Annotated in this window: 14 protein-coding genes; 9 read left to right on the plus strand and 5 right to left on the minus strand. The window is 67.8% G+C overall.

What is annotated here, in order from left to right; genetic code table 11:
• The first annotated feature begins 42 nt into the window (after window positions 1–42).
• A complete protein-coding gene (locus tag ABD798_RS20720) occupies window positions 43–1,626 on the plus strand; it encodes a S8 family peptidase (protein WP_344877255.1) in 1,584 nt (527 codons plus the stop codon).
• Window positions 1,627–1,833: 207 nt separating this feature from the next.
• Here the strand turns inward: ABD798_RS20720 and ABD798_RS20725 are convergent, their stop codons facing one another.
• The 5 genes from ABD798_RS20725 to ABD798_RS20745 form a co-directional block, all read right to left on the minus strand.
• Complete coding sequence (locus tag ABD798_RS20725) at window positions 1,834–3,066, minus strand: HNH endonuclease signature motif containing protein (protein ID WP_344877257.1); 1,233 nt, start codon at window positions 3,064–3,066, stop codon at window positions 1,834–1,836.
• 493 nt (window positions 3,067–3,559) lie between these two features.
• Window positions 3,560–4,924: a Gfo/Idh/MocA family protein gene (locus tag ABD798_RS20730; RefSeq protein WP_344877259.1), complete on the minus strand. Its 1,365-nt coding sequence runs from the start codon at window positions 4,922–4,924 to the stop codon at window positions 3,560–3,562.
• Window positions 4,925–5,023: 99 nt separating this feature from the next.
• Complete coding sequence (locus ABD798_RS20735) at window positions 5,024–5,899, minus strand: 1-phosphofructokinase family hexose kinase (protein WP_344877261.1); 876 nt, start codon at window positions 5,897–5,899, stop codon at window positions 5,024–5,026.
• Window positions 5,896–6,735, minus strand: a complete 840-nt coding sequence (locus ABD798_RS20740; protein ID WP_344877263.1) for a class II fructose-bisphosphate aldolase — start codon at window positions 6,733–6,735, stop codon at window positions 5,896–5,898. The genes ABD798_RS20735 and ABD798_RS20740 overlap by 4 nt, the downstream gene beginning before the upstream one ends.
• A 1-nt stretch (window position 6,736) precedes the next feature.
• Window positions 6,737–7,645 (minus strand): SIS domain-containing protein, encoded by a 909-nt coding sequence (locus tag ABD798_RS20745; protein WP_344877265.1) that lies wholly within the window; start codon window positions 7,643–7,645, stop codon window positions 6,737–6,739.
• Window positions 7,646–7,747: 102 nt separating this feature from the next.
• Between ABD798_RS20745 and ABD798_RS20750 the strand changes: the two genes are divergently transcribed.
• The 8 genes from ABD798_RS20750 (at window position 7,748) to ABD798_RS20785 (ending at window position 16,478) form a co-directional block, all read left to right on the plus strand.
• Complete coding sequence (locus ABD798_RS20750) at window positions 7,748–8,533, plus strand: DeoR/GlpR family DNA-binding transcription regulator (protein WP_344877267.1); 786 nt, start codon at window positions 7,748–7,750, stop codon at window positions 8,531–8,533.
• A gap of 111 nt (window positions 8,534–8,644) precedes the next feature.
• On the plus strand, window positions 8,645–9,931 hold the full coding sequence (locus ABD798_RS20755; protein ID WP_344877269.1) for an ABC transporter substrate-binding protein: 1,287 nt from the start codon (window positions 8,645–8,647) through the stop codon (window positions 9,929–9,931).
• Window positions 9,931–10,875 carry a carbohydrate ABC transporter permease gene (locus ABD798_RS20760; RefSeq protein WP_344877271.1) on the plus strand — a complete coding sequence of 315 codons (945 nt, stop codon included), beginning with the start codon at window positions 9,931–9,933 and terminating at the stop codon, window positions 10,873–10,875. Before ABD798_RS20755 ends, ABD798_RS20760 begins: the two co-directional genes overlap by 1 nt.
• Window positions 10,875–11,690, plus strand: coding sequence for a carbohydrate ABC transporter permease (locus ABD798_RS20765; RefSeq protein WP_344877273.1), 816 nt, complete (start codon window positions 10,875–10,877; stop codon window positions 11,688–11,690). The genes ABD798_RS20760 and ABD798_RS20765 overlap by 1 nt, the downstream gene beginning before the upstream one ends.
• Entirely contained in the window at window positions 11,690–13,363 is a 1,674-nt protein-coding gene (locus tag ABD798_RS20770) for a DUF5107 domain-containing protein (RefSeq protein WP_344877275.1), read from the plus strand. The genes ABD798_RS20765 and ABD798_RS20770 overlap by 1 nt, the downstream gene beginning before the upstream one ends.
• A gap of 123 nt (window positions 13,364–13,486) precedes the next feature.
• The gene (locus tag ABD798_RS20775) at window positions 13,487–14,761 is read left to right on the plus strand and encodes an extracellular solute-binding protein (protein ID WP_344877277.1); all 1,275 of its coding nucleotides are present in this window, start codon (window positions 13,487–13,489) and stop codon (window positions 14,759–14,761) included.
• A complete protein-coding gene (locus tag ABD798_RS20780; protein ID WP_344877279.1) occupies window positions 14,758–15,663 on the plus strand; it encodes a carbohydrate ABC transporter permease in 906 nt (301 codons plus the stop codon). Before ABD798_RS20775 ends, ABD798_RS20780 begins: the two co-directional genes overlap by 4 nt.
• A 41-nt stretch (window positions 15,664–15,704) precedes the next feature.
• Entirely contained in the window at window positions 15,705–16,478 is a 774-nt protein-coding gene (locus ABD798_RS20785; protein WP_086820047.1) for a carbohydrate ABC transporter permease, read from the plus strand.
• Window positions 16,479–16,480 lie beyond the last annotated feature (2 nt).

Here is a 16,480-nt window from a genome sequence, read left to right on the forward strand (position 1 = left end):
ACGACGGGCGCCGGACGTGCATGGAGGAGAGAGGACCGCGATATGACTCGTATGCACAGGACCAGGGCACGGTTCGCCGCTGCCTCGGTGCTCGGTGCCACCCTGGCTGTGAGCCTGGTGGCCCTGGGTTCCACCGCGACCGCCGCACCGGCTGAGGGCGCCGTGCGCAACGCCGGTGGGGCCGATGCCGTAGCCAACAGCTACATCGTGGTGCTCAAGGACAAGGTGCGGACGGCCGCTGCCGTCAACGCCGAGGCCGGGGCGCTCGCGCAGCAGTACCAGGGCAAGGTCGGACTGGTCTACGCGACCGCGCTCCAGGGCTTCTCGGTGGACATGACCGAGGCGCAGGCCAAGAAGCTGGCCGCCAACCCCGACGTCGACTACGTCGAGCAGAACAAGACCGTGAAGCTCACCGGCACCCAGCCCAACCCGACGTGGGGCCTGGACCGGATCGACCAGCGCGACCTCCCGCTGGACAAGTCCTACACCTACCCGTCCTCCGAGGGCGTCACCGCGTACATCATCGACACCGGTGTCCGCCAGACGCACCAGGACTTCGGTGGCCGCGCCCGCTCGGGCCGCGACTTCATCGACAACGACGACAACACCGATGACTGCCAGGGTCACGGCACGCACGTGGCGGGCACCGTCGCCGGTTCCGCCTACGGTGTCGCCAAGGACGCCAAGGTCGTCGGTGTGCGCGTGCTGAACTGCCAGGGCTCCGGCACCTGGGCGCAGGTCATCGGCGGTGTCGACTGGACCGCCGCCAACGCGGTGAAGCCGGCTGTCGCGAACATGAGCCTCGGTGGTGGCGCGAACGACGCGCTGGACACCGCGATCAAGAACGCGATCGCCAAGGGCATCACCTTCGCCATCGCGGCGGGCAACGGTGACATCTTCGGCCGCCCGCAGGACGCGTGCACGGTTTCCCCGGCGCGCACGCCCGAGGCGATCACCGTTGGAGCGACGCAGAACACCGACGCGTCGGCCTCGTTCTCCAACTTCGGCACCTGCCTGGACATCTGGGCTCCCGGCGTCGGCATCACGTCGGCGTGGAAGGACAGCGACACCGCGACCAACACCATCAGCGGCACCTCGATGGCGACGCCGCACGTCGCCGGTGGCGCGGCCCTGGTGCTCGCGGCGAACCCGACCTTCACCCCGGCCCAGGTGCGCGACAAGCTCGTCGCCGACGCCACCAACGGCAAGGTGACCAACCCGGGCGCCGGCTCGCCGAACAAGCTGCTCTTCGTCGGTGGCGGCGGCACCACTCCTCCGCCCACCTGTGACGCTGTGACCAGCGGCGGCGCCGTTGCCATCGGTGACCTGAAGACCGTCGAGAGCCCCGTGGTCGTCGCCCGCTGCGACGGCAACACCACGACCGTCAAGGCCGAGGTCAAGATCACCCACACCTACCGGGGCGACCTGGTGATCGACGTCATCGCTCCGGACGGCGCGGCGTTCCGCGTCAAGAACTCCAGCGCCTACGACAGCGCCGACAACGTCAACGAGACCTACACGGTCAACGTCGGCAGCAAGGTGAAGAACGGCACCTGGAAGCTGCGGGTGCAGGACGTCGCCCGTGGTGACTCGGGCACCGTGAACTCCTGGACGCTCCGCTTCTAGGGCGGTTGTTTGTAGTTGATCTACCAAGCTGGGGTGGTGCCGGTTCTTCCGGTGCCACCCCAGCTGCTTTCCTGCTCGGGTCCGGCTTGACCTGGGGCCCCTCGCGGGGAAGCGTATGGCACGCGCACCCCAGGTAAAGCCTCCGTTCCGTTGCGCAGCTTGCTTTCCAGCCCCTCGTGTTGTGCGCATTACACCTCCCCTCCTCGGTTACGCCGCCAGTCGTGGATCGACTCTGATGTTGCGCATCGGTTTCTGCTCGGGGTCCACCCAGGTTGGTGGAATGAAGTCTGGCCGCCCGTCCTTCGCGAAGACGATCTTCCAGTCTTCTTGGTGGATCACGTGATGGTGGTGCGAGCACAACAGGGTCATGTTGTTGAGGTCGGTCGGCCCGCGATGTTCTACCCAGTGCAATACGTGGTGGGCTTCCGTCCACGCGGGTGGCCGGTCGCATCCGGGGAAGGCGCATCCCTTGTCCCGCAACGCCAACGCCCGTCGCAGAGGTGGGGGTGCGGTTCGGGCGGAGCGTCCGTAGTCCAGGGGGATGCTCTCGCCGTTGAGGACGACGGGGATGAGTTCGGCGTCGCAGGCGAGTTGGCGCATGAGGGATGCGGTGGCTTCGCCGTCCCAGTCGGTGTACCCGGTCCGGAGTTTCTCCTCCAGGTAGTCCAGGCGCATGGTGACGACCATCTGTGGCCGTACTCCTCCGCTGGCGGGGAGGTCGTGGGTGGCCATCGCGACTGCGACCAACTCGCAGAGTCCGTCGGCATACCGCTGCTCCACTGTGCGCGGGTCTTGCTCGCCGTTGGTGGGGCGAGGTTTGGATACGGCGTGGAGGGCTTCTTCGAAGATCGCGCCTTCGATCGGGGGCAGGCATCCGTTGAAGAACAGTGATCCGTGTTGGTCTTTGCCCATCTTGAACGACCGCGCTTCGACGGCTTTCTGCTCGTCCGCGAAGGCGCCTTCTTGATCGAAGTGCGACCGGACTCGTTTGCCCGCTTGCATCAGCTCGCGTGAGGTCAGTTCGGGTGCGTATTCAAGCAGGATGTCTTCGGCCTCGTCGGCCGCATCAGCGGGGATATTTTTGATGACATCGGCGATGACCGCCGCGTGATCACCACTGATCTCACCCGCGTACAGGGCGTCCTTCGTGGAAGGTACGCCGGGCAGGTCTTCTACGAGCAGCGAGCGTCGCTTCGCTTCCGCCGGAGAAATCTTCAAGTGTGACCGCAACAGTGTCGCGAGGTTCCTGCGCCCCTGCGCGGTGTGCAGACCACGATCCTCCGCATACTCAGCAGCATCAACCTTCACCGCCGTCACCAAATTCGTCAGCGTCTCCAAGTCGACCAAGAACGCCAGATGCTCCTTCTCCGACAACGTGTAGACGTCGCGTGATTCGAGATGATCTACCAAAAGAGACTTCACGGCCTTGATATCCAACATGATTCACCCCCTCACCCGTTGGCTACCCCTAATTTTAGCAACTCCTCCAACAACGTCAAATCCGTTGCAGGCTAAGGGAAAGACCAACTTTCAGCCGTCAGCGAAACCGGGTCGGCTTTACCTGGGGTGCGCGTGCCATACGCTTGTCAGCGTGGCCGGGATTCATCCCGTGCCCGTCCGGCCCATTACGGCACGCGCAAGGGGCCCCAGGTCAAGCCGACCCCCACGCTGGAACCACCACGCCCCACACGCACCCCACCGCCACTGACACCCGGTGCCACCTGGAAGTCCAGCCGTCCCCGACCTGGAAGCGCAGCCGTACCCCGCTGGAAAGAGCTAAAAGCTCCAGCCTTTCCCCAGCTGGAAGTCCAGCGTGGCCAAGCCAGAACCCCAGCCGTCCCACGCTGGAACCCCAGCCGTCCCCAAGCCGGAACCCCAGCCGTCCCCGACCCGGAAGCCCGACCCCGAACCCCAGCCGGTGCAAGCAAAAACGTCAAACAGGCTTCACCGAATCCAACCCGGACCGGGACTCCCGCCACCGTCCCCGCGTGAAGTCCGGGAACGCCATGGGCATCCCGTTGCGCTTCAACGACTCCCCGCTCAACGCGACCGGCGCGCTCCACGCTGCCGAGTCGTACACGTCGATGTCCGGCACCAAGCCCAGCCGGATCGTCTGCATGGTTCGGTACAGCATCAGGTAGTCCATGCCGCCGTGCCCGCCAGGGCCAGGCCCGATGTCCTTCCACAGCCAATGGTCGTAGGACTTGTACTCGTCGAAGGATCCCCACTTGTGGCCGCTTGACTTGGGCTCCAGGTAGACCCGCGCGGGGTAGTCCTCGAAGACGCCCTTCGTGCCCGCGAGCTGGTTGAGGCGGCTGTACGGATACGGGTTCGACACGTTGTGCTGCAAGCGGATGAGCCGACCCTTCTCGGTCTGGATCATGCTCATGGTGGTGTCGCCCTTGACGTAGCGCTCGCGCCAGGACGAGTCGCCGGGCTCCTCGTGGTCCTTGCGGTAGTCGGCGAGGCCGAGCGCGGCGGTGGCCATGGAGGTGATGCGAACCATCCGGTCGCCGCGGTTGACGCCCATGTACGCGGCGATGGGGCCGAGGCCGTGGGTGGGGTAGTGATCGGCGTTGAGCTTGGTGTGCCAGGCGCGCCGCCACTCGTTGGCGTAGTAGGTGTCGGAGAACAGGAGCTCGCGCAGGTCGTGGATGTACGCGCCGGCGCCGTGCAGCAGCTCGCCGAACAAACCTGCGTTGGCCATCCGGAGCACGCGCAGCTCGTTCTGGCCGTAGCAGCAGTTCTCCAGCTGGATGCAGTGCCGCCGCGTGCGCTCGGAGGTGTCGACGAGTTCCCACAGCTCGGAAATGGTGACGGCGAGCGGACATTCGACGCCGACGTGCTTGCCGTTGCGCATGGACGACACGGCCATGGGAACGTGCCACTCCCACGGTGTGGCGATGTAGACGAAGTCGATGTCCTCGCGCCGCAACAGGTTCTCGTAGTCGCGGTCGGTCTTGCCGTAGCGCGCGGGCTCGGGCTGACCGGCGGCGCGCACGACCTTGACGGCGTTCTCGACCGTCGCCGGGCGGGTGTCGCAGACGGCGGTGATCTTGACGCCGGGCACGGCGAGGAACAGGGGGAGCATGCCCGCGCCGCGGTTGCCGAGGCCGATGATGCCGACGCGCACGGTCTGCCGCGCCTCGAACGGAACGCCGATCATGCTGCGCCCCTGGGGTTTCGGTCCCGCATCGGGTGCGGCCTCGCCGGAAGCGGTGCCGAGCGCCGCGAGCCCGATCCCCGCAGCGGCGGCTCCGCCGAGCATCGATCGCCTGGACACCCCGTGCTGTTCCATCGCAACTCCTGAGTGAAGGTGAGCGGAATAAGCATGTTTCAAGCACATTCGCACACGCGTCGCAGTGATCGCCAGGGGCTTCAGGTCAGAATCGGTTTACTACAGCGCTTTCCTGGCCTCAGGCAGAGTTGCATGAAGCTGTTCGTAAGCGCTCGGGTCAAAGCCGCCCGCCACCGGATGGAGCACGGCGGCGGCCGAAAGGGCCACCGCCTCGCGGAGCAGCGAGGGCCACGAAGCGCCCGAGTGCAGCCCGGCGGCGATGCCCGCGACGCACGCATCGCCTGCGCCGGTTGGATTTCCGGCCAGGAAAGCGGGCGGAGCGAGCTGCCACGACTCGCTCTCGGTCACCGCCACCAGCCCCTCAGGGCCGAGCGACGCAACGACAGCTCGTGCGCCGGACCGCACGAGCGCTGCGGCGCCAGCCTGGGGCGAGCGATGCCCAGTCACCTCAAGGAGTTCGTCCGCGTTCGGCTTGACGACATCAGGCCGTGCCGCCAGCGCATGAGACAGCGCGGAACCTGACGCGTCGACGATCGTCGGACAGTCCACAAGGGACACCAAGGCAGCATATGCGTCCAAGGGAACGCCTGGCGGGAGGCTCCCGGACAGCACCACCACCGTCGCTTCGCGAGCAAGAATGCGGAAGTGGTCGACGAAGCGCAGCCACTCCGCCGAGCTGACCTCCGGACCTGGCTCGTTGAGCAGGGTCGCCCCGCCGCCGTCCACCACCGTGACCGTCCGCCGCGACGACGCGGACAACGGAGCGAACGAGTGTGGAAGATCAATCGCCAAGCCACCGGCCAGACCCGTTGCCAGCACGGGCAAACCGAGCTGGTGCAGCACCCGAGCGACGTTGATCCCCTTGCCGCCCGCGCGCTGTGAGACCTTCCGCACGCGGTGTGTCGTGCCGGGGACCAACGACGGCACGCTGTAGGTGATGTCCAGTGCCGCGTTGAGCGTGACCGTGAGGATCACGGTGCCGCGCCGAGCACGCCCAACAGCTTCTCGGCCTCCGAGGCGACCGCTTCCCGTGCCACACCCAGGTACTTCCGAGTGTCCACAGTGGATGGATTGGCGGCAAGGGAGGATCGGACCGCCGAGGTGAAGGCCTTGTTGAGGTGGGTGGCGATGTTGACCTTCGTCATGCCGTGCTCGATCGCCTTGGCCAGGTCTTCCTCCGGAACGCCGGAAGACCCGTGCAGCACGAGCGGAACAGCTACAGCGGCTCGCAGCCGTGAGATCAGCTCGAAGTCCAGCGACGCGTCCCTGGTGAGCATCGCGTGCGAACTGCCGACGGCGACCGCGAGCGCATCGACGCCGGTGGCCTCGACGAACGCGCGCGCCTCGGCGGGATCGGTGCGCGCGCCGGGGGCGTGCACGCCGTCCTTGCCGCCGACCTCGCCCAGCTCAGCCTCCACGAAGACACCGTGCGAGTGGCAGAAGCTCACCACTTCGGCGGTCGCGGCGACGTTGGCCGCGTAGTCGAGCGCGGAGGCGTCGAACATGACGCTGGAGAAGCCGAGCGCGACGGCCTCGCGCACGAGCGAGACCTCCTCGGCGTGGTCCAAGTGAACCGCGACCGGAACGCTCGCATGACGGGCCAGCGCGAGCGTCGCGGCGCCGATCGGCTCCAGAGAACCGTGGTAGCGCACGCAGTTCTGGCTGATCTGCAAGATCACGGGGGAGCCCGCGCGCTCTGCGCCGGTGATCAGCGCCTCGGCGTGTTCGAGCTGGATGACGTTGAACGCTCCGACGCCGCGCCGAGCTCGCGCCGCGGGTAGGACGATGGGGCCGGTCGGGGAGAGCGGCATGTCAGCTCGCCGCCGCGTTGAGAATGACCGAGCGCGTGAGGTGGCGCGGGTTGTCCGGGTCGAGGCCCTGAGCCTGGGCGAGCGCGACGGCCAGGCGCTGGACCTTGATCAGCTCGGCCATCGGATCACCTTGCGCCTCAAGGAAGAGCCCGCCCGTCGCGGCGACGTCCTCGGCCAGCCCGGCGGGCGCGGAGCCGAGCATCCACGCGACGCGACCGGGGCCGGTGATGCTGATCGGGCCGTGCCGGTACTCCATCGCCGGGTACGCCTCGGTCCACGCGCGCGCGGCCTCGCGCATCTTGAGCCCGGCCTCCTGGGCGAGACCGCACGTCCAGCCACGCCCGAGGAAGGTGAACTGCTCCGCCGCCAGGAGCTCCTCGGGCAGCGGGAACTCCAGTGCGCGCTCGGCGTCGGTGATGGCGGTCTCCAACGACTCGCCGAGGCTCGCGCGCAGCAGCGCCAGCGCCGTGGTCGCGAAGCGGGTCTGCACGACCGAGCGCTCATCGGCGAAGTCCAGGACCACGGTGGAGTCGGCCAGCTGCATCACCGGCGTCGCCGGGTCGGCGGTGACCGCGACGGTGGCCATGGTGACGCGGCTGAGCAGGTCGAGCACTTCGGTCGTGGTGCCGGACCTGGTGATCGCGACGACGCGGTCGTACTCGCGGCCGATCGGGAACTCCGACGCGGCGAACGCGTCGGTGATCCCGTGCCCCGCCGCCTCGCGCAGCACGGCGTAGGCCTGGGCGATGAACCACGAGGTCCCGCAGCCGACGACCGCGACCCGCTCGGTGCGCGCGGGCAGGTCGGCGGTGCACAACTGGGCGGCGCGGCGCCAGCAGTCGGGCTGGCTGGCGATCTCGGACACGACGAAGGGCTGCTCGACCACGTGCGACCTCCGGGCTGTGCGCATGAGAGGGAGATGCGCATTAGTGCGCGAAACTCGGTCTAATCAAGCACCATAGTGCACGACGGTGCGGCGACCGTCGAGAGCGAGATGAGCGATCATGTCCGGGTGAACCGGTATGAGCGGCTGAACGCCCTGCTAGAACTGCTCGCCGAGCGCGGGCGGATCGAGGTCGACGACATCGCGGAGGAGCTCTCCGCCTCCGCCGCCACGATCCGCCGCGACCTCGACCACCTGGCCGGTCAGCAGCTGCTGACCAGGACCAGGGGTGGGGCCGTCGCGCACGCGGTCTCCTACGACCTGCCGCTGCGCTACAAGTCCGTGCGCCACGCCGACGAGAAGCAGCGCATCGGCGCGCGGGCGGCGGCGCTGGCCAGCAGGGGTTCGGTGGTGGGGCTCAACGGCGGCACGACCGCGACCGAGGTGGCGCGTGCGCTCGCGACCCGCCCGGACCTGCACGAGACCGGCTCCGAGACGGCGCTGACGGTGGTCACCAACGCGCTCAACATCGCCAACGAGCTGGCCGTGCGGCCGCAGGTCAAGCTCGTGGTCACGGGGGGTGTCGCGCGGCCGCAGTCCTATGAGCTGATCGGCCCGCTCGGCACGAAGATCCTCGACGAGCTGACCGTGGACGTGACCTTCCTCGGCGTGGACGGCATCGACCCGGAGTCCGGCGCGGCCGCCCACCACGAGGGCGAGGCCAGCATCAACCGGCTGCTCGCGGAGCGGGCGCGCAAGGTCGTGGTCGTTGCCGACTCCTCCAAGATCGGGGCGCGCGCCTTCGCCAGGATCTGCGCGCCCTCGGAGGTGAACGTCCTGGTCACGGATGTGGGCGCGAGCATGGACGACGTACGGCGCTTCGAGGAGCGGGGGATCGAGGTCATCCGCGTCTGAGTGATCGAAGCTGCTCGAAGTGCGAGCATCGGGTGTTGACTAGTGCGTGGTTCGCGGCGAATATGAGCGAAATTGCGCAAGCTTCGCGCAGTCAACCTCCCGGGAGCGACGATGGCCCTGCGTGCTTCGACATCCCTACTCGCGGCCGTGATGACCGGCGCGCTCGCGCTGACCGTCGCAGGGTGCGGCGGAGGCTCCTCGGGTGGCAGCGGAGGACTCACGTATTGGTCGATGTGGAAGGAGAGCGAGCCGCAGGCCAAGGTGCTGGCCGACGCGGTGCGCGCCTTCGAGGCCGAGACCGGGGTCAAGGTCAGCGTGCAGTGGCAGGGCCGTGAGGTGCTGAAGAAGGTCACCCCGGCGCTGCGCGGCGGTGACGTGCCGGACCTGGTCGACCAGGAGGAGAACCCGATCCGCGCCACGCTCGTGCAGGCGGATGCGTTCCGCGATCTCAGCGCGGTGTTCGCGGCCGAAGTCCCGGGCAGCGGCAAGAAGGTTTCGCAGGTCGTCTCCGACAAGTACCTCAGCACGCTGAAGAAGGACGGCAAGCCGTTCTTAGTGCCCTACGAGGTGATCGGCCACGGGCTGTGGTTCGACGGAGCGGCGCACCCGGGGATCGCGGCGAGTCCGCCGAAGACGTGGCAGGACTTCACCGCGCTGCTGGCGAAGAGCAAGTCCGAGGGCCGCAGCCCGATTGCTCTCGACGGCGATATCGCTTACTACAACGCGTATTGGACGGTCGGCGCGTTGCAGAACGCGCTCGGGCCGGGTCGCGTTTCCGAGCTGGCGAAGGACCCGACGGGCAAGGCGTGGGACTCCGCCGAAGTGCGCGCGGTTCTCGCGTCGGTGCGTGATCTGTCGAAGCAGGGCTACTTCGCTCCGGGCTTCGACGGCAGCAAATGGCCTGCGGTGCAAGAGAAGTGGGCGCAGGGGCAGGCCGACTTCCTGCTCATGGGCAGCTGGGCGCCGAGCGAGACCGGAGCCAAGGCGAAGGCGGGCTTCACCTACCAGTTCGCGCCGCTGCCCGGCGCTCGGCAGAGTATCCCGGTCGGCTCGCTCGGGTTCACCATTCCCAAGCGCGCCAAGAACCCCGAGGCCGCTGAGCGGTTCATCGCGTTCTTCCTCAAGGACCAACACCTCGGCAAGATCGCGACCGAGGCGAAAAACCTCACGCCGAACCCCGCCCTGCCCGCGCCGCCCGAGCTGGCCGGGCTCGCGAAGGCCACCGCCGAGCTGCCGGTGTCGCGTCCACTGGACGGCCTGGAGGCGGACTACCCCGGCTACGTCGACGAGGTGCTCTACCCCGCCAACGACCTGCTGGTGAAGGGGAAGTCCGAAGTGGACGGTTTCCTTACGCAGATCGCCGAGCGGCAGGCCAACTACTGGAAGAAGCACAGGTAGTGGCCGTCACGGCGATCCCGGTTTCCCGGCCCCGCAAGGCGGTCGCGGGTGGCGGCGCGCTGGCTCGACGGCGCCGCAAGACGTTCTGGCCTTTCCTGCTGCCCGCTCTCGTGATCTACGCGGTGTTCTTCATCGGCCCGGCGCTGGCCTCGCTGTGGATAAGCTTCCACAAGTGGGACGGCGTCGGGGAGATGGAGCCGCGCGGCCTCCAGAACTACGAGATCCTGTTCAGCGACGACACGTTCCTGGCCGCGTTCGGGAACACGCTGCTGATCCTGGTCGTCGTCGGCGTGGCCACGTTCGCGGTGAGCTTCGGGCTGACGATGGTGCTGAGGGACATGCGGGGCAAGCGTTTCGTGCGCGCCGTGCTGTTCTTCCCGTACATCATCTCGCCGCTGGTGCTGTCGGTGCTGTGGGGCTTCCTGTTCCGCACGCCGGAGGGCCTGGTGAACTCCGCGTGGGCCGCGCTCACCGGGGGCACCGGCGTGAACTGGCTCGGCGACCACCTGTTCGGCGTGATCATGATCGGGCTGATCTGGGTGAACACCGGCTTCTACACGACGGTGATCATGGCGGGTGTCGACCGCATCCCGCCGGATCTTTACGAGGACTGCGCGCTGGCCGGAGCGACCGCCTGGCAACGGTTCCGGCACGTCACGCTGCCGCTGTCGTGGGACGTGGTGGCCACGGCGGCGGTGATCTGGACGATCTCCTCGCTGAAGATCTTCGAGTTCATCTACGCGTTCGGCGGCAACACCAACGACATGCCGACGGTGACCGTGTGGAACAGCGCGCTGTTCGTGTACGGGGCGACCTTCGGCGGGCGGACGCCCCAGTACCAGTTCGGCTACGCCTCCGCTTCGGCCGTGGTGACGCTCGCGGTGATCACCGTGCTCGTCGTGCTGCTGCGCAGGCTCCTCCGTCGAGAGGCGGTGGCTTTCTGATGCGCCGCTTCGGGATCGGCGCGGTGTGGGCGCTCGTGGTGTTCAACCTCGGGGTGCTGCTGTGGATGGGCGTCTCCGCGCTGCGCGAGCACACGGCGATCTTCGATTCGCCTTGGGGCGTCGAGACGTTCGGGCAGATCGAGAACTTCGTGCGCGCGTGGTCGGAGAGCAACTTCGGGCAAGCCGCGCTGAACACCGTCGTGCTCGTGGTGGCGGCTTCGGTTGTCGTCGTGGTGGTGTCGGCGCCTGCGGCGTACGCGTTGGCGAAGAGCCGCACTCGGCTTTCTGGTGCCATGTCGGTGTTCTTCGCTCTGGGAATCGGGATTCCGGTGCAGGTCATCGTGATTCCGTTGTTCGTGCTCATGCAGGACGCGGGCTTGGTGAACAGCCTGTCCGGCTTGTTCGTGCTCTACGTCGCTTTGTCGTTGCCGTTCACGGTGTTCTTGCTGACCGGCTTCTTCGGCTCGTTGCCGGAGGAGGTCGAGGAGGCGGCGGAGATCGACGGCGCCGGGCCTGTGCGCACGTTCGTGCAGATCGTGCTGCCGTTGGCGCGCAACGGGTTGATCACCGCGCTGTTGCTCAACCTGATCGGCCTGTGGAACGAGACGTTCATCGCGTTGGTGTTCGTCCAGGACAGCGAGAAGCAGACGCTGTCGTTGTCGCTTCTCGGGTTCCTCCAGACGCAGCAGTACTCCGGTTCCGACTACGGTGCTTTGCTGGCGGGAGTGTGCATTCTCGTGCTGCCGATGCTGGCGGTGTACGTCTGGTTGGGTAGGCGGATCATCGAGGGCCTGACCGTGGGCGCGGTGAAGTAGTGCTGCGGCGCGGGCAACTCGAAATCCCGGTGACTCCGTTGGGCGAGCCCAATCCGCTGCCGCCCCTCGGAGGGCTGCTGGACGCTCCGTACGACATGGGCTTTCCGTACGGTCAAGTGCGGACGATGATGCCGTACTTGATGCAGGACGGCTACGGGCGCGATGCCGAACTGACCACTGTGGACACTGTCGCGCTGGAGAACTCCAGGCTTCGCGCGACGTTCCTGCCCGGATGGGGTGGGCGGCTGTGGTCCTTGGTGGACAAGCAGGACGGCCGCGAGCTGGTGCACGTGCCGGACGTGCTTCAGCTGGCAAACTTGGCGCTGCGCAACGCGTGGTTCGCGGGCGGGGTGGAGTGGAACATCGGGACGCGCGGGCACGGCCCCACGACGTGCTCGCCGCTGTTCGCTGCGCGGGTCGGCGAGGACCGCCTGCGGATGTGGGAGTGGGAGCGCTTGCGCGGAGTGGTGTTCTCCGTCGACGCCTGGCTACCGCCGGACTCTTCCGCGCTGTACATCGGAGTGCGCGTTCACAATCCGTCCACTGAGGACACTCCGATGTACTGGTGGTCGAACGCGGCGGTGCGCGAGACCCCGGACCTGCGCGTCGTGGCTCCGGCGAAGACGGCTCTCCGCACGTCGTACGAAGGTGCTCTGTCCGAAGTGGACGTTGATGACGCCGTGGAGCACCCCGCGCGCTCGCGGGATGCGGCGGACTACTTTTACCTGGTCGAAGAGCCCTGGATCGCCGCCGTGGACGCGAGTGGGCGCGGGCTCAAGCAGGTGTCGACGCCGGAGTTGAAGGGGCGCAAGCAGTTCTGCTGGGGGACCTCGACCGGAGGCAAGCGCTGGCAGGACTGGCTCGGCGGTGGTCCCTACTGCGAGATCCAAGCCGGGCTCGCGCACACGCAGTACGAGCACGTGCCGCTGGCCGGGGAGATCCGCTGGGTGGAGGCTTACGGTCCCTCCGACATGGAGCCGGAGCTTGACGTGGCTGCCTTCGACGCGGCACTGGACCTGGAACCAGGGGAGTTCTTCTCGCTGGGCAGCGGGTGGGGCTTACTTGAAGACCCGCGAACCAGGGGCGTCAGCTTCCCGGAGAGCGCCCTTGGAGCGGAGCAAGCGCCGTGGCTGGAGCTGCTGCGGAGTGGCACGTTTCCCGATGCGGAGCCGAATTCCTACGTGATCGGCGCGGAGTGGGAGCAGCGGCTGGCCGACGCACCGCAGAACTGGGCGACCCACTACCACCGCGCGGTGATCGCGCACGCGGACGGCAGAACCGAGCAGGCACGGCACCACTACGAACGGTCCCTTGAACTTCGGCGGAGCGCGTGGGCGCTGCGAGGGCTCGGGCTGCTGGCCGAGGCGCTGGCTGAGGCTCCGCACATCTGGCAGTTGGCCGTTGAAGCCGTGAACGCGCGCGAGGGAGCGGACGCGCTCGCGCTGCTGGACAGCCTGCGACCGGAGGTTGCCGCGCGTGGGCGGTTGCGGCTGGCCCGGGTGCGCGCGGCGCTGGAGGCGGGCCGCCGAGCGGAGGCCGCTGAGCTGCTGCGCGCCGGGATCGAGGTCCCTGATCTGCGAGAGGGCGAGGTCAGTCTGGACCGGCTGTGGGCGCTGGCGTGCCCGGGAGAGCCGCTCCCCGCGCGATACGACTTCCGGATGCACGACGGGTAGCGAAAAGGATTCACTTGCTGTTGCCTCTTGACGGGTGACGCGGACCACTGCATCGTGAGAGCGCTCTCGCAACGGTGTCAGCGGGCGGCTACCGGGAACGCGGAGCACGTCAAGGAGGACGGGATGCGCAACAGGACGGTCAGGGTGGCGGTGGCCGCGTGCGCGGCGGCGCTGATGGGCACGGGGCTCGCCGCGTGCGGCGGGGGTTCCGGGTCGGGGCAGACCAGGATCACCATCGCCACCTTCGCCGACTTCGGCTACGAGGACCTCTTCGCCGAGTACGAGAAGGCGCATCCCGGGGTCAAGCTGGAGAACCGCAAACTGGAGTTCGACGCGCACCACTCGCAACTGGCGACCCAGCTCGCGGGCGGCAAGGGCGCGGCGGACGTGGTCGCGGTCGAGGAGGGCTGGCTGCCGAAGTTCCGCGGCTCCAAGGACAAGTTCGTCAACCTCGCCGACTTCGGCGCCAAGGACCTCTCCGGCCAGTGGCTGGACTGGAAGTGGAACCAGGGCGTCACCGACAACGGCTCCTACGTCCTCGGCGTCGGCACCGACGTGGGCAGCCTCGCGGTGTGCTACCGCAAGGACCTCTTCCAGCAGGCCGGCCTGCCGACCGAGCGCGCCGAGGTCAGCAAGCTCTGGCCGACGTGGGAGGACTACGCCAGGACCGCCGACCGCTTCGCCGAGCGCAAGCCCGAGGTGAAGTTCGTCAGCGCGGCCGAACAGGTCTTCCTCGCGATGCTCAACCAGGCGGGCGAGGGCTTCTTCGCCAAGGCCGACGACTCCTTCATCGCCGACACCAACCCCAAGGTGCGCGCGGCCTTCGACCTCTCCGCCGGGCTGGCCGCCAAGGGCAGGACCTCCGGTGTGAAGCCGTTCAGCCAGCAGTGGACCGTGGGCCTCAAGCAGGGCGGCTTCGCCACCGAGGTGTGCCCGGCGTGGGCGCTCGCGCAGATCGCCGAGGGTGCTGGCGAGGGCGCCAAGGGCAAGTGGGACGTCGCCTCGGTTCCCGGCAACGGGGGCAACTGGGGTGGCTCGTTCCTGATGGTCCCCAAGCAGGGCAAGAACATCCAGGCCGCCGCCGAGGTGGCGAAGTGGCTGACCGCTCCCGAGCAGCAGAAGAAGATCTTCGACAAGACCGGCAACCTGCCCAGCCAGCCGTCGGTGCTGCGCGATGCGACCGTGCAGGGCAAGGCCAACGAGTACTTCTCCGGCGCGCCCGTCGGCCAGATCTTCGCCTCCTCCGCGGAGAGCCTGAAGCCGAACTACCGCGGCACGCAGGACTCGTTGGTGCGCCCCAAGTTCCAGGAAGCGTTGCTGCGCGTGGAGCAGGGCAAGCAGCAGCCGCCGGAGGCGCTCGCCCAGGCGCTGAGCCAGTCCCGCGCTGAGCTGAAGTGAAACGCGCCCTCTCCCGCTGGGACACCCGAATCACGCCGTACCTGTTGATCGCACCCTTCTTCCTGGTGTTCGGCGTGTTCGGATTGTTCCCGCTGCTCTACACCGCGTGGGTGTCGCTGCACGACTGGCAGCTCGCGGACGGCAACCAGGGCTTCGTCGGGCTCGACAACTACGCGGCACTGCTGTCGGACCCGTTGTTCTGGAACGCCCTGTTCAACACGGTCAGCCTGTTCCTGATCTCCACGGTCCCGCAGCTGCTCGCGGCGCTCGGCCTCGCGGCGCTGCTGGACCGTGGCTTGAAGGCGAAGACCTTGTGGCGCGCGGGAATCCTGCTGCCGAACGTGGTGTCGGTGGTCGCGGTCGCGCTGGTGTTCACGCAGATCTTCGACCGCGACTTCGGCATGGTGAACTGGCTGCTCGACCTCGTCGGCATCGACCGGATCGACTGGCAGGCAGGGGTTTTCTCCTCGCACGTCGCGGTGAGCGCGATGGTGATGTGGCGATGGACCGGCTACAACGCGCTGCTCTACCTCGCGGCCATGCAGTCCGTGCCGCGCGAGCAGTACGAGGCGGCCGAGCTGGACGGGGCTTCGCGCTGGCGGGCGTTCTGGTCGATCACGGTGCCGAGCATCCGGCCGACGATCCTCTACACCGTCGTGGTGTCCACGATCGCCGGGCTCCAGCTCTTCGTCGAGCCCGCGCTGTTCGACCCGAAGGGCACGGCGGGCGTCGGCGGCAGCGACCGGCAGTACCAGACGTTGACGATGTACTTGTACGAGAAGGGTTTCCGGGTGTTCGACGCCGGATACGCCTCGGCCATCGCGTGGATGCTGTTCGTGGTCGTGCTGGTGTTCGCGCTGGTGAACTTCATGGTCACCCGGCGATCGGTGCGTGAGTCGTGAAGCGGCCGGGGGTGTTCGTCTACGGCGCGCTCGCCGCGATCATGCTGGCCTCGGTGTTCCCGCTGTACTGGTCCTTCGTCATCGCCAGCAAGGACAACTCGGCGCTCGGCGAGGCCACGCCGCCGCTGGTTCCTGGCGGCAACCTCTTCGCCAACATCGCGCGCGTCTTCGACACGGTCGACTTCTGGGCCGCCGTGCAGAACTCGCTGATCGTGGCGGGCTCGGTGACGGTGTCCAACGTGCTGCTGTCCTCGTTGGCGGGCTTCGCGTTCGCGCGCCTGCGTTTCCGTGGCCGCAACACGCTGTTCCTCGTTGTCGTTGGTACGGCGATGGTTCCGACGCAGCTCGGCGTCATCCCGCTGTACCTGATGATGGCCGAGCTCGACTGGTACGGGCAGCTCCAGGCGGTGATCTTCCCCGCGCTGGTGAGCGCGCTCGGCGTGTTCCTGATGCGCCAAGCCTGTGAGGAGTCCGTGCCGCCGGAGCTGGTCGAGGCGGCGCGGATGGACGGCTGCTCGGTGCTGAGCACCTTCTGGCACGTCGGCCTGCCCGCGATCCGCCCGCAGGCCGCTGTGCTGGCGATGCTGACGTTCATGACCGCGTGGAACGACTTCTTCTGGCCGCTGATCGTGCTGGACCCCAACGACAGCCCGACCGTCCAGGTCGCGGTGTCCACGTTGGCCAGCGGCCACTTCACCGACTACTCGCTGATGCTGGCGGGCACCTCGCTCGGGGTGCTCCCGGTCATCGCGCTGTTCCTGTTGCTGGCGCGGCAGGTGGTCGGCGGGATCATGCAGGGAGCGGTAAAGGGATGAGG

It is taken from the genome of Allokutzneria multivorans, assembly GCF_039537405.1.
GTDB lineage: Bacteria > Actinomycetota > Actinomycetes > Mycobacteriales > Pseudonocardiaceae > Allokutzneria > Allokutzneria multivorans.